We start from the raw sequence: 13,200 nt of genomic DNA, 5'->3' as shown, positions 1-13,200 counted from the left end.
AATAGGGGGATAGGCGTCATGCAGCCAGAAGCGCCGACTATCGGTAGTCGCACCACCCCTGTCGATCATCGTCGATGTCTTTACATCATCGGCAACGGCTTCGATCTGCATCACCAGATACCGTCGAGCTACGCTCACTTCGGGGCGTATGTGAGAGCGACCGACGCTCGCCTCGCCGACACTGCCGAGGATTTCATTCCAGCGCCGGTCGGCGAGACCCTCTGGTCGCGGCTGGAGGAAAACCTCGCCTGGCTCGATACCGACCAGATCACCGATCAGGCCTCGATCTTCCTGAACAGCCCCGGCGCCGACGACTGGAGCGACGCCGACAACCATGCCTACCAGTATGAGGTCGAGCAGATCGCCACGGCCCTGTCCTCACGGCTGAAAGCGAGTTTCCAAGCCTGGCTGAGGACGCTTCCGATTCCCTTGGGCGACAGCTGGAGCGGACCGCGTCTCGCGATTCCGACGGCGGCGCGCTACCTCTCTTTCAACTACACTCCGACCCTGACCAATCTCTATGGAGTGCCCGAAGATCGCATCTTGCATATCCATGGACGCACGACGGATCCGGAAGATGCCGTCATCCTAGGTCACGCGAGAGAGTATGAACCCCGCAAGCGGTCGGAAGCCGACGCCGACATGGATTTCCGGGTGCTGGAGGGTGAGGACATCCTCGACCGCTACTTCGCGGCGACCTTCAAACCGGCCGAGACAATCCTGTCCCGGCACTCGGAATTTTTCGACGCATTGTTTGACATAGAGGTGGTCAGGGTGCTCGGTCATGCCCTGTCCGAGGTCGATTTCCTTTACCTCCTTCGGATTCGGAGCGCTGCGCCGAACGCCCGCTGGCGCATCAGCTATTACCAAGACCCGCAGCCAGTGGCGGAGCGCGCTGAACTGCTCGATCTGGCCGGCGACCAGCTGGACCTCGCGCCGATCGAGGAGATCGCCCGTGACTGAATCGTATTGGTGGATGCCACGCGGAAGTTGGGTGGCCGATAGGCGGGCTCTTTCCTGAACACGTAGCGAGGTCGCACTTCGTCGCGACCTGGTCGTCACCCTCTCAGGCGATCCCGGGGGCAACGTCCTTCAGGGCAGGGAAGTCCGCAATACAGGCGCGGGCGCTTGCGACCAATTCCGCTTCCGCCGATGTATGAGGAGCCACAAACAGATATCGCATTCCGTCAGCGGTTCTGGCGAAAACCAGATGCTCGCCAGTGAGTCCCCATCGCGGCCCCTTGGCGCGCTGCGCGGCGCGGCGCTCGAAGCTATCGGTGACGAAGGCTTCGGTGATCAGACCCAGATCCTCTTGGGTGAGCCGTCGTCCATCGACAGCGGCATAGGATCCGTGACGCCTGATGAGCTTGCGATAGATCGCGCCAGGTCCTGCTTTTCTGCTCTCGTTCAGGAGGTTCTGGGCCATGAAGCTGGCCTGGAAGAAGTGTTTGTACTCAAGGCCTCGTAGAGGGCCCTTCGTGAAGCGGGACGGACCCTTGGTGATATCCCGACCGCCCTTGCCCTCGAGGACTTCGATGGTCTGGCAGATGGCGGCGGGATCGTAGAGATAGCGATCGTTCGCAGGCCCCATGGCCACGTCGGCGGCGAAGACCACCATCTGATTTCGTAAAAGCCTGGAGGCTCGGCCTCGACGCAGGGCGCGTGACAGCAGAACGTCGACGTAGACGCAGTCCGCCGGAAAATCTCGCTCGATATCGAGCTCTACTGTTTGTCGCGTTTCGCTGGACATCGTTGCCTAAGAGCCCCGATCTAGAGTTGGCGGCAAGAAAGCCGCAGAAATCTATTGCCGCAAGAGGCTGGCTCGGGGAGACTCATACTGTGAAGAAGACCCTTGATCATCTGCCGCTGCCCAAGCAATCCGAGCTGCGTCACGTCGTGGGCGTGATCCGCGCCTCCTTCGAGGAAGCGATCGCGACGCGCCGCGCCGAGCGCCTGAAGAACGGCAAGATTCTCAAAGTCATTCTCTACGGATCATATGCGCGTGGCGATTGGGTGCACGATCCGGTTGGCCGCTACTTCTCGGACTTCGACTTGCTGGTCATCGTTGATCATGAGGACCTGACCGACGGCGAGTTCTGGTTCGACGCGACCAACCGGACGATGCCGGGCGAGGGCGAGATTCGAACGCCGGTCAGCATCATCGTTCACAGTCTTGATGACGTGAACGAACAGCTCGACCGGGGCCGCTACTTCTTTGCCGATATCCTTCGCGACGGCGTTCTTCTCTACGACACGCCTGGCGCCAAGCTGCACAAGCCGGCTACTATCAGGGCTAAGGCCGCGCTTCTTGAGGCTGAAGGCTTCTTCTCGAAATGGATGCACAGCTCAAAGGAGTTTCAGGCCGGAGCTGCCTTTTACGCCCATCGCGAAAGTAACAACCTTGCGGCGTTCAGCCTGCATCAAGCGTCCGAGCACCTTTACCATTGTGTCCTGCTGGTGGTGACCCTCTACAGCGGGAAGGCGCACAACCTCGCTTTCCTCAGGAAGAAAGCGGAAGCGATCGACCCCCGCTTGGCTAAAGCTTGGCCGCGAGAGACCAAGTTCGAGCGCCGTTGCTTCGAGCTTCTGCGCGAGGCCTACGTCAAGGCTCGCTACTCCGAGCACTACAAAATCAGCCGCGAGGAACTTGACTGGCTCACGGAGCGGGTGGAAATTCTGCGCGGCCTGACGGCGACGGTCTGCGAAACTCGCCTCGCCGAACTTCGGCTTCAAGCGGAAAGCGACGCTTAACGCGGGAAGACCATCGGCATGATTGATATCCAGCCGGAAGACCAGGTGGTCTTCGATCGTCTGAAGTCGACCGGCAGGGTCACCCACTCATTGCGAAGGCTCATGACCGCGCAGTGGAACACCTGCGGTGTTTGCGACCACATCGCCTTTCCCGGCCGTCCGCTGTTTGCCGGATACGGAAAGGACGACGAACCTCTCTATACACGCGCCTGCTGCGCGGATCGGCTCATCGAACTCGCAACGCCGGTCTATCCCCATGGCACATTGCAGCTGGCGGTTCCCGACCAGACGCCGCTGTGGCGATACATGGATCTCGCGAAGTTCGTCGCGCTCCTTGACCATAAGGGGCTCTACTTCCCGCGGGCCGACACGCTGGAAGATCGTTTCGAGGGCGCGATCGGTCTCGCGAGCCGCGAAGCGGAGTGGGATAATCACTACATCTCGCGGTTTCGGGACGTCGTCGAAGCAGGCGGTCCCTACCCACTGGTTCCGGACCTGACACGTGAGCAGATCGAGGAAGACGCTCGGAGGCTGCTGTCCGAGACGAAAGCCGCCGCGCGGCGGTCTCGCGACAAGCTCGTGAGCTGCTGGCACGCAAACAGCGGCGAGTCGGAGGCGCTATGGCGCCTCTACTGTCCGCCGTCGATCGCCGGGATCGCGATCCAGTCGTCGGCGGCGGCGCTTTGGGACGCAACGGCGAGTGAGCCGACGGCAATCGTCGGCAAGGTTCACTACATAGATTTCCGGACATCCTTCGCGAGCCGGGAACAGGCGATCTTCTGCAAGCGCGCATCTCTGCAGCACGAGCGCGAGGTTAGAGCCGTGTTGGAGAATGACACTGAGGAGCCGGCTTCGGGGCGAATAATCGCCTGCGATCTGGAGCGGTTGATCGACTCCGTCGTGCTGTCGCCTTTTGCACCGGTTTGGCTCGCCGACACCGTTTCAAGCCTGATCCGTGCCTATGGTTTTTCCCTCCCGGTGCGCAGATCGGAACTGCTCGACGCTCCGTTCTACTGATCCAGCCGTTCGTAGGCGAAGGCCCTACCTAAAATCGCGGGTCCGTAACTTGATCGCCTCCAGCGACATGTTGGGGATGTAGATGTCCCGGGGCTTGGGCGATCGGGCGTCGGGTGCGCTGCCCCGATAGACTTCGTCGCCGCGGCCGTGGGGCAGGGGGAAGGGACCGCGTTGGCCTAGCGAGGCTAGGAGGTCTGAGCCGTCGTGCAGGCGGGTCGCCACAATGTGGACGACCTCGCCCTCGCGCTGGACGTTCCCGTCGACGATGAGAAGGCTGGCGCTAAGGACGATCCGGCGCTGCTCCTCATAGAGGCTGGGCCAGATGACTAGGTTGGCCACGCCCGTCTCATCCTCGATGGTGATGAACATCACGCCTTTGGCCGAGCCCGGCTTCTGGCGAACCAGGACCAGGCCAGCGACGCGGGTCAGTCGGCGATCGCGCATAGCCGATGCGTCGGCGCAGGTCATGACATGACGAGACTGGAGCGTATCGCGCAGAAAGGCGACCGGGTGATCGCGGAGCGTCAGACCAACGTGGCTGTAGTCCTCCACCACCTCCTGACCGGCGGGCATGGCCGGCAGGGTCAGCCACGGTTCAGCGACCTCTGGCGTCGTCGCGCCATCGTCTTGGACGACGGCGAACAACGGCAGTGGATCGTCGCGAAGCGCCTTGATAGCCCATAGGGCCTCTCGCCTTTGCAGGCCGAGGGCGGGGAGGAAAGCGTCCGCTTCGGCGAGGCGTGTGAGCGCGCCCACCGGCGTTGAGGACCTTCGCCAGACATCCTCGACGCTGCTGAAGGTTGCGGCCTGTCTGTGAAGGACGAGACGCCCCGCGTCGGCGTTCGCCAAGCCGCGCACCATGCGCAGACCCAGGCGGACGGCGAACCGGTCTTCGCGGTCCGTGGGCTCAAGGGTGCAGTCCCAGCGGCTGGCGTTGACGCAGACCGGACGTATCTCGACGCCGTGCTCAAGCGCGTCACGAACAATCTGGGCTGGGGCGTAGAAGCCCATAGGCTGGGCGTTCAGCAGGGCGGCGCAGAAGACGTCGGGATGGTGGCATTTGAGCCAGGACGAAGCGTAGGCGATCAGAGCGAACGAGGCCGCATGGCTCTCGGGGAAGCCATAAGAACCGAAGCCCTCGAGCTGGCTGAAGGTCTTCTCGGCAAACTCCGCCGAATAGCCTCGCTCGACCATGCCGCCGACCAGCTTGTCTTTGAAGTGGCTGACCCCGCCGGTGAATTTGAACGTTGCCATGGCCCGACGCAGCTGATCGGCCTCGGACGCCGTGAACCCCGCGCATTCGATAGCGACGCGCATCGCCTGTTCCTGAAACAGGGGTACGCCGAGCGTCTTGCCGAGCACCCGCTCCAGCTCCGGCGTGGGATAGTCGACACGCTCCTTGCCCTCGCGCCGACGCAGGTAGGGATGGACCATATCGCCCTGGATCGGGCCGGGTCGAACGATCGCCACCTCGATCACCAAGTCATAGAAGGTGCGCGGCTTGATCCGGGGAAGCATGGCCATCTGGGCCCGGCTCTCGATCTGGAAGACCCCGAGCGTGTCCCCCTTGCGGATCATGGCGTAGGTCTTCGGGTCCTCAGCCGGGATGGTTGCCAGGTCGAGTCCAATCCCCTTGTGGTCGCGAAGCAGATCCAGACCGCGCCGCATGCAGCTCAGCATTCCCAAGGCGAGAACATCGACTTTCATGAACTTCAGGGCGTCGATGTCATCCTTGTCCCACTCGATGACCTGTCGATCCTTCATCGCCGCGGGTTCGATGGGAACGAGATCATCAAGCCGCTCGTCTGTCAGCACGAACCCGCCGGGGTGCTGGCTCAGGTGACGCGGAAAGCCGATCAGCTGGCGCGACAGGTCAAGCGCCAACCGTAGGCGACGGTCTTGGAGATTAAGGTTCAGCTCCTGGACATGCTGATCTTCGACCCCTTCGCTGGAGTAGCTCCAGACCTGGGACGACAGGGTCTTGATCAGGTCCTCGGACAGGCCGAGGGCCTTGCCGACGTCGCGCAGGGCACCGCGAGACCGATAACGGATCACTGTGGCGCAGAGCGCCGCGCGGTTCCGACCGTAGGTCTCATAGATCCACTGAATGACCTCCTCGCGCCGCTCGTGCTCGAAGTCGACATCGATATCCGGCGGCTCCTTACGCTCCTGACTGATGAAACGTTCGAACAGCAGGTCGTTACGGCCGGGATCGATGGAGGTGATGCCGAGCACGAAACAGACCGCCGAGTTGGCGGCGGACCCGCGCCCCTGGCAGAGGATGTCCCGGCTTCTGGCGAAGCGGACGATCGAGTTCACCGTAAGGAAGTAGGGCGCATATCCGAGCGCCTCGATCAGCGTCAGTTCATGCTTGAGGCTGGCCCGGACCTTGTCGGGCAAGCCGTCAGGATAGCGCTCTGTCGCGCCCTCCCAAGTCAGCTGCTCCAAGGCCTGCTGTGGCGTCAACCCAAGGAAGGCAGCCTCCTTCGGGTACTGGTACGATAGCTCGTTCAAGTTGAACCGACAGCGATCCGCGATCTCGACCGTTTGATGGAGAGCCTCGGGGTATCGGGCAAAGAGCCGGTGCATTTCTTCGGCGGGTTTCAGGTAGCGGTCGGCGGAACGCTCGCGCTTGAAGCCGACGTCATCGATCGTGCAGCCTTCGCGAATGCAGGTCAGGACGTCCTGGAGAATGCGGCGGTCAGGATGATGGAAGAGCACGTCGTTGGTCACGACGGTCTTCACTCCGATCTCGATGGCGAGCTCGGATAGCTGATGAAGGCGCATCTGATCGCGAGGCCGGCGGCGCAGCGTCAGGGCGCAGTAGGCATCAACTCCGAAGATGCCGGACAGAGCGGAGAGACGTCTGCGGCATAGCGCATCGGCGCGATCGGTCACGAGTACGGCGATTAGGCCGTCGGCATGGTCGGCCAGATCGGACCAGTCTAGATGACAGGCGCCCTTGCCGGCCCGGGACTTGCCGATGGTGAGCAATCGACACAGCCGGCTGTAGGCACCACGATCGGTTGGATAGACCAGAATGGCGGTCTCGTCGGTAAGTTGGATGCGACAGCCAATAATGAGACGGATGCCGGTCGCCTTGGCGGCTTCATGGGCCCGGACCATCCCGGCGACACTGTTCACGTCGGTAACGGCGAGCGCCTTCAGACCACTGACGGCGGCTTGGGCGAAAAGCTCGTCGCATCCGCTCGCGCCGCGCAAGAACGAGAAGTGGGAGGCGCACTGGAGCTCAGCATATTGCATCGGCGGGCAAATGTTTACGTTTTGTTCCGTTACGGCATCCGCGTTGTCCTTGCAATCTGCAAGATTGGGCGCGCGCACACGCTCCGCGCGATCCTTGTCTTTGATAAAGTTGAACATCACTCCATGATTGGAGTGATCCGGGAACGAGTCGCGAGGGCCCCCAGACGTGAGCGCAACATCAGATGCAGGCGGCGTATCTGCGCGTCTGGGGTTCAAGTACCAGGACCATGTCGCAGCTATGTTTGTTCTGCAGATGATCGGTGATCGCAGAATGGCGCAGGTGGAATGTGAAACGAGTGATGATATTACGCTTGTGCATCGCCGTACCGCGGAAACTTTTCGCGAATATGTTCAGGTCAAGAGTACAGACCGAGACAATAAGTGGACCTTCAAGGAACTCACGGATCGTGATCCGTCGGGAAAGGAGCGTCCGACTTCGATCGCAGAGAAATCACTCCTCACGGACACCGACGGGCACAACGCCCGATTCCGGATTGTCACTCGTCGGCCAGTGAACCACACCGCTGCTGCGCTCCTGGATCCTGTTGATAAACGCGCAACAGATGGTCCCGTCGAAACGCTTGCAGTGAAGCTTCTGGCGAAACATAGCGGCACTAAGTCGGTGATGGGCCATGATCTTGCCTACTGGGGCCGGAATGCGCACTGGGAAGTGCTGCCCGGGGTCGACCATGTCGAGCTGAAGAACCTGCAGGTGATCAACACGATGGCCGAGGGAGCAGGCGCCAATCCCACCAACTCGCACGTGAAGGCGATCTACACTGACCTGCTCGGGATCGTGGACGCCGCCGCCGTGGCGTCTCGCAAGAGCACCGACCAGAAGACAATCACGCGTGAGCAAGCTGTGGCTTGGTGGGACAAGCATTTGGCGGACACGAGCGCCGCCCAAGCTCGAACATCCAAGCCCTACAGAACTAAAGGCGATCGCTTCTTCGCAGAAGTTCATCGCATTGAGGACGCATCATTTCGTCGATCATCATCAGGCTATGACGCGCGGTACGAGCGTAAAATCTGGCGCTCAAAGCAGTTGGCTCGCCATCTCGCCGACTGGGTTCCGGAACTGACCCTCAAAGCCAGCGAACTCGTCGAAATCACAGCCCTGAATATGCGGGAAAAGCTCGAGGCCGGTCTACGCGCCGTTCAGGCCGAGCGAGCGTTGGATGTTTCGAGTTTGCTGGCGGAGACCTTGCTCCATGCGGTGTTGCGGCACTGGTTCGGCAGTGAGCCCGTGCCCTGCAAGTTGTTTCACCGTTCGGTTCATGGCGACCGGGTCACGAAGAATGCTCACTTGGTGCACGGTGAGAAGGGCGATGAGCTCTGGATCGGGCGCACGCATCTGTTCGACGAAAAAGACCCTGCGCCTCTGTTCGCACGCATCAGCGCCGAACTCACGACGGCGCTTGACACTGAACTGCTCGTTGAGGAGCGAGGGATCATTCTGCAGCTGAGGGAGCCTCAACATTACACAGACCACGCCATCGGCGAGGCCCTCGCGCCCGGCGCGCCGATTGATGACTTTATCAAGGTCCTCTGCCTGCCCATCTTGGTGGCCTATGACAGCGAGGTGCTCTCGAGAGGGCACGCTGATGATTACGAAACCCATCTCCTGACCGAACTCAGCGCCCTTGGGGCAGGGGTGACGGCAAGCCTCCCGGCCTCAGTGCAGGAAGTCCGGGTCCACATCTTCCTTATCCCGGTGGAGAAGCTTTCGGCGCTCCAGGACCAGTTCGCCGAAAATCTGGGGCTGTCATGAACTATGCGCGTGTGAGAGCGGCCCTGGCCGAGCAGGACTTCGACGGCATCCAGCCGTTCGATCTGCTGCGCGCGATCGCAAACCACGTCAATGACAAGGAGGCCGCGCAGGATGGACGGGACTTGGTGATCCGCGCACTGGCGCGAAGTGACGCCTTTGACGAGTTCGAGATGCAGGTTCTGACGTCGCTCGTCCGGGCGGTCGGTCTCTATCCCTATATGAGCGAAACGCTCCGTTTCGCCCAAGACGATGATCGCCTCGCCTATGAGCTTCACCGACCGGACGGAATGGACGAGGTCTTTCACAGCCTCCAGGCGAAAGTCTATTACCAGCTCCGGACCGGCTCGAATGTGGTGCTCAGCGCTTCAACGAGCGTAGGTAAAAGCCTGCTGATCGATGCCATGATCGCGCTGGGCAAGTTCAAGAAGATCGTCATCGTGGTGCCGACGCTGGCTCTGATCGACGAGACCCGGAAGCGCCTCGTTCGCCGTTTCAGGGACGCGGTTCATGTGATCACACACCCGACCCAGACGGCAGACCTGAAGACGACGAATGTCTACGTTCTGACGCAGGAGCGTGTCCGTCAACGCATCGACCTGTCGAATGTCGACTTTTTCGTTATCGACGAATTCTACAAGCTCGACTTGCGCCATGAGACGGACAAACGGCGCGCCATCGAACTCAATCTCGCGTTTCACCAACTCGCGGGGACCAAGGCGCAGTTCTATCTGCTCGGACCCAATATTCACGCGATCAAGGGCCTAGATCGCTATGAAATCCACTTCATCCCTTCCGAGTACTCCACTGTCGCGGTGGATGTGGTCAACTTTGACCTCCCGACCCGTGGTGATGAACGGGACCAGAAGCTGGTCGAGCTCTGCCGTAAGCTCGATACGGCGACCTTGATCTATTGCCAAGCACCCGGGAGCGCTGCGCGCGTTGCCGGAACCTTGATGCGGGAGGTGGCCAAAGAGGACATTCCCGCGTGCGCCGAGCATGCGGAATGGATCGACGAGAATTTTCACTCCGAATGGGTTGTCTCAAAGGCGATGCGAAGAGGTATCGGATTGCACCATGGAGGCATCCCTCGCGCCCTCCAGCAGCACATGGTTCGGCTATTCAATGAGGGCATCATTACGCGCCTCATATGCACCTCGACGCTTATCGAGGGCGTAAACACTGCCGCAGAGAACGTGATTGTCTACGATCGCCGTCGCAATAAGAACGTGCTCGACTTCTTCACATACAAGAACATCCAGGGCCGGGCCGGTCGCATGGGCCGCTACTTCATCGGCAAGGTCTACATGTTAGAGAAGGCCCCCGCGGATGAAGAAACCGTGGTCGAGTATCCGGTGGGCGAGCAAGATCAGGAAACGCCGCTCTCGCTGATCATGCAGCTGGAGGATCGGGACCTCACAGATATATCCCGATCTCGCGTCGCAGCCGCGCTCAAGGACAGCTTCCTGAGCGAGGACACCATACGCCTGAACGGCTCGGTCGAACCTGACACGCAAAATCTCATCGCTCGCGCCCTCTACGACGAGATGGTTGAGAGGTCAGATCTCTATACTTGGCGCGGGTTTCCTAAGAAGCAGCAGCTCATCGCAGTCGCACAAGTGATCATGGACTTTCTCTCGGGCGTTCCGATGCAGAACCTAGGTATCACCTCGGCCAGCCAGCTCCATTGGCATCTGTCCCGCCTAAGCCAGCCCGGTGGCTTGCAGGCTTATTTGTCGGACGTCGCCGATGGCGTGCTTCCGCACCAGGACATATCGTCGAAGATCGACGAAGCGTTGAAAATCACCCGAAACATCGTCAGCTTTAGTTTTCCGCAAGACCTCATGGTCATCCACAACATCCAGCTCGAAGTGGCCCCAATGTTGGATTTACGGGCCGGTGATTATACCGTCTACGCCGAAGCAGCGAGCCATCTGTTCCTTCCCGCAACCGTGGCAGCGCTGGACGAATATGGTGTTCCACTTCAAATCGCCGGGAAGATTTCGGCGCGTCTCGAACCGCACATTGTGCTCGACGCCGTCATTTCGAAGCTCCGCGGACTCGAAGTCGATGACGTTGACGAACTCACCGATTTCGAGCGGCGATGGATACGCACTGTTCAAGAGACGCTTTGAGGCTTCCCGTCTCGCATCTGAAACCGCTGGGCCGATTAGGGCTTATCCGAAACGCCCGTGGATGAACCAGCCCTGCGATCCGGTCGTGGTATCCTCGCCGTCGCCGGCGCGGAACAGCCAGAAGCGTTCGCCTGCGTCGTCCTCGACCTGGAAGTAGTCGCGGACCGCCCACATCTCGGCATCGCGGCGACCCCATTCGCCGAAGATCCGTTCAGGGCCGTCCGCCCGGCGGACACGGCGGCGGACCCCGCGCCAGGTGAAATGGGTCGGCGGGTTGTCAGGCAACAGCGCCATGGTCTCGATCGGCTCGGGTCTCCGGAACAGCCGCGTCGGGCGCGGCCAGTCCGGCATCCAGGCCGTTCCGGTCGGCGCCGCCAGAGGCGCGACCTTGCAGGTGGAACGCTCCGGGACATCGCTCTCCACAGGGGCCAGTCGATAAAGCCGTTCAGCACCGATGCGGTTCGACAGGGTATCGATCAGCAACGACACGTCCGGCGCGGCCTCAGCGCCGAGACGCGTCGCGGCGGGCCGCCAGTTCAGCGGCTCGGCCGCGCTGGCCGCGAGCGTCATGCGCTCGATGCCGAAGCCCGGCTCGATCGTTTCGATCTTGTCGGTCAGCAGCCGCGTCAACCGGCTTGCATCCCTGATCGGCTGGGCCAAGCCGATGCGAACGGCCTCGATCCGGTTGTCGACGCGAAAGCAGAGCCAGTCGAGGCGGCGCGCGCCAAGGCCGCGCGTTTCGAGCTGTCCGCACAGGGTTTCGGCGAGGGCTCCGGCGTAGCGGGCCAGCGTCTCAGGCGCTCCGATCGGATCGGCGAAGACCCGTTCTACACGGGGCATCTCGGGTGCCTCTACAGGGATCAGAGGCTCGCCCGACCTGCCATAGGCCTGGTCGAGTCGTCGTCCCAGCGCCGCGCCGAAACGCAGCTGAAGCGGCGCGCGCGGCCGGTGGGCGATGTCGCCGATCCGCTCGAACCCCATGCGCCTCAAGTCGGCAGGAAGGTCCACCGGGAGGCGCAACGCCTCGAGCGGCAAGGGGGCGAGGGCCACATCGATGCCGTCGTCTGCGATGAGGGTCTGGTCGTCGCGAAAGCGTGCGACCGCATGGGCGGCGCCCCAAGTGGGGCCGATGACGCAGCGGCCGCCTATGCCCACGCTTCGGAGCCGCGCTGTCAGATCGCTCAACAGCGCCACCTCGCCCCCCTGAAGGTGCGCGGCGCCGGTGATGTCGATCGCCACGCCATCCGGTGGATCGGCCTGACATACCGGCGCATATCGATGCATGGCCCACAGAGCGAGACGATCCAGGGCGTCGGCGTCGCCGTCTGGGTCGGCGTCTTTCACGTCCAGGCTGGGGATCAGCGCCTGGGCATGGGTCGCCGCCATGCCGACACGCGCGCCGCATGCGGCGGCAGCGGCATTGCAAGCCGTTACAACCCGCTTGCGACCCATCCTGCCAGTGAGGATGAGGGGCTGATCAGGCGGCGGCGCGTCGGCGCCCAGTCGCCGGCGCAGCCGATCGACGGACCAGTTTGGCAGGAAGAGCGAGACGACCCGTCTCATCGCAAGCGTCCAGAATGAAATCCGCCGCGTCGGCGCCGCGGCAGCGCATGAGTTCGATCCGCCACCGCGCCCGGCCAACGCCGGGAACCGGCAAGGGAGCCGACGGCTCGGCACTGACGCGCCACCGTGTGGCGGCGGCGGTCGGCTGGCCGAAGTCGGCCGCCTCGGCCGCCCGTCTCCATCGGCGGACCGCCACACCGACGACCCCTGACGCCTCTGCCGCGAGCTGAAGGCGTCGGGAGGCGGTCATGGTCAGACGCGAGGTCTCGCAAACGACACCAGCCAGTCCGCCATGCCGCAGACCCTCCTCGAAACAGGCCATCAAAGACTTTTCGTCCCCGGCCTCGACATAGATGACCCGGTCTGGATTGAGCCCGGCCTGGCTAAGCGCCGGGGCGAACAGGTCCGGTCGGGTGATGCACCACAGCACTTGTCCGGGCAGGCGGGCGACGATGCCCGCCGCGAACAGCGCCGCTGCAGCGCCGCCCACAGCGTCGTCTCCGCCGCCGGCCACTTCGTGCAATGCCCCCAGTGCGAGCCCCCCGCCCGGAAGGACGGCGTCCAGCGCAGCCACCTTGAACGGAAGCACGCCGAACGATTTGCGATCGGCCCGCTCTAGGGTGCGCACCTGGGCGCGCAGGTCTTCAAGATCGGCCGGGCAGACGGCCTGCATGGTCGAGATCCTCCTTAGGCCATAAATGT

Annotated in this window: 9 protein-coding genes; 5 read left to right on the top strand and 4 right to left on the bottom strand. The window is 62.2% G+C overall.

Annotated elements, in window-relative coordinates; genetic code table 11:
• Positions 1–18: 18 nt before the first annotated feature.
• A complete protein-coding gene (locus tag AACZ75_RS00515; protein ID WP_339870579.1) occupies positions 19–963 on the top strand; it encodes a bacteriophage abortive infection AbiH family protein in 945 nt (314 codons plus the stop codon).
• Positions 964–1,066: 103 nt separating this feature from the next.
• Here AACZ75_RS00515 and AACZ75_RS00510 read toward each other — a convergent pair whose 3' ends face one another.
• Positions 1,067–1,750, bottom strand: a complete 684-nt coding sequence (locus AACZ75_RS00510; RefSeq protein ID WP_339870578.1) for a hypothetical protein — start codon at positions 1,748–1,750, stop codon at positions 1,067–1,069.
• 89 nt (positions 1,751–1,839) lie between these two features.
• Between AACZ75_RS00510 and AACZ75_RS00505 the strand changes: the two genes are divergently transcribed.
• Together AACZ75_RS00505 and AACZ75_RS00500 are read left to right on the top strand one after the other, a co-directional pair.
• Entirely contained in the window at positions 1,840–2,751 is a 912-nt protein-coding gene (locus AACZ75_RS00505; protein WP_339870577.1) for a HEPN domain-containing protein, read from the top strand.
• Between the two features lie 18 nt (positions 2,752–2,769).
• Complete coding sequence (locus AACZ75_RS00500) at positions 2,770–3,768, top strand: hypothetical protein (RefSeq protein WP_339870576.1); 999 nt, start codon at positions 2,770–2,772, stop codon at positions 3,766–3,768.
• A 24-nt stretch (positions 3,769–3,792) separates the two neighbouring features.
• Here AACZ75_RS00500 and AACZ75_RS00495 read toward each other — a convergent pair whose 3' ends face one another.
• Complete coding sequence (locus tag AACZ75_RS00495; RefSeq protein WP_339870980.1) at positions 3,793–7,032, bottom strand: error-prone DNA polymerase; 3,240 nt, start codon at positions 7,030–7,032, stop codon at positions 3,793–3,795.
• 166 nt (positions 7,033–7,198) lie between these two features.
• On the opposite strand from AACZ75_RS00495, the gene AACZ75_RS00490 reads away from it, so the two are divergent.
• Together AACZ75_RS00490 and AACZ75_RS00485 are read left to right on the top strand one after the other, a co-directional pair.
• The gene (locus AACZ75_RS00490) at positions 7,199–8,803 is read left to right on the top strand and encodes a dsDNA nuclease domain-containing protein (RefSeq protein WP_339870575.1); all 1,605 of its coding nucleotides are present in this window, start codon (positions 7,199–7,201) and stop codon (positions 8,801–8,803) included.
• Complete coding sequence (locus AACZ75_RS00485; RefSeq protein ID WP_339870574.1) at positions 8,800–10,935, top strand: DEAD/DEAH box helicase; 2,136 nt, start codon at positions 8,800–8,802, stop codon at positions 10,933–10,935. The genes AACZ75_RS00490 and AACZ75_RS00485 overlap by 4 nt, the downstream gene beginning before the upstream one ends.
• Before the next feature lie 42 nt (positions 10,936–10,977).
• Here AACZ75_RS00485 and AACZ75_RS00480 read toward each other — a convergent pair whose 3' ends face one another.
• A complete protein-coding gene (locus tag AACZ75_RS00480) occupies positions 10,978–12,498 on the bottom strand; it encodes a DNA polymerase Y family protein (RefSeq protein ID WP_339870573.1) in 1,521 nt (506 codons plus the stop codon).
• Positions 12,413–13,171 carry a damage-inducible protein gene (locus AACZ75_RS00475; protein ID WP_339870571.1) on the bottom strand — a complete coding sequence of 253 codons (759 nt, stop codon included), beginning with the start codon at positions 13,169–13,171 and terminating at the stop codon, positions 12,413–12,415. Before AACZ75_RS00475 ends, AACZ75_RS00480 begins: the two co-directional genes overlap by 86 nt.
• Positions 13,172–13,200: the final 29 nt, after the last annotated feature.

The organism is uncultured Brevundimonas sp., from assembly GCF_963975535.1.
Classification (GTDB): domain Bacteria; phylum Pseudomonadota; class Alphaproteobacteria; order Caulobacterales; family Caulobacteraceae; genus Brevundimonas.
The sequence above is the reverse complement of the archived record's forward strand: the minus strand, read 5'-3'. Positions and strand labels throughout refer to the sequence as shown.

Excerpts from the sequence above, each read along its gene's own strand:
- AACZ75_RS00515 (WP_339870579.1), top strand. The coding sequence starts at position 19 with ATGCAGCCAGAAGCGCCGACTATCGGTAGTCGCACCACCCCTGTCGAT.
- AACZ75_RS00510 (WP_339870578.1), bottom strand. The coding sequence starts at position 1,750 with ATGTCCAGCGAAACGCGACAAACAGTAGAGCTCGATATCGAGCGAGAT.
- AACZ75_RS00500 (WP_339870576.1), top strand. The coding sequence starts at position 2,770 with ATGATTGATATCCAGCCGGAAGACCAGGTGGTCTTCGATCGTCTGAAG.
- AACZ75_RS00495 (WP_339870980.1), bottom strand. The coding sequence starts at position 7,032 with ATGCAATATGCTGAGCTCCAGTGCGCCTCCCACTTCTCGTTCTTGCGC.
- AACZ75_RS00485 (WP_339870574.1), top strand. The coding sequence starts at position 8,800 with ATGAACTATGCGCGTGTGAGAGCGGCCCTGGCCGAGCAGGACTTCGAC.
- AACZ75_RS00480 (WP_339870573.1), bottom strand. The coding sequence starts at position 12,498 with ATGAGACGGGTCGTCTCGCTCTTCCTGCCAAACTGGTCCGTCGATCGG.
- AACZ75_RS00475 (WP_339870571.1), bottom strand. The coding sequence starts at position 13,171 with ATGCAGGCCGTCTGCCCGGCCGATCTTGAAGACCTGCGCGCCCAGGTG.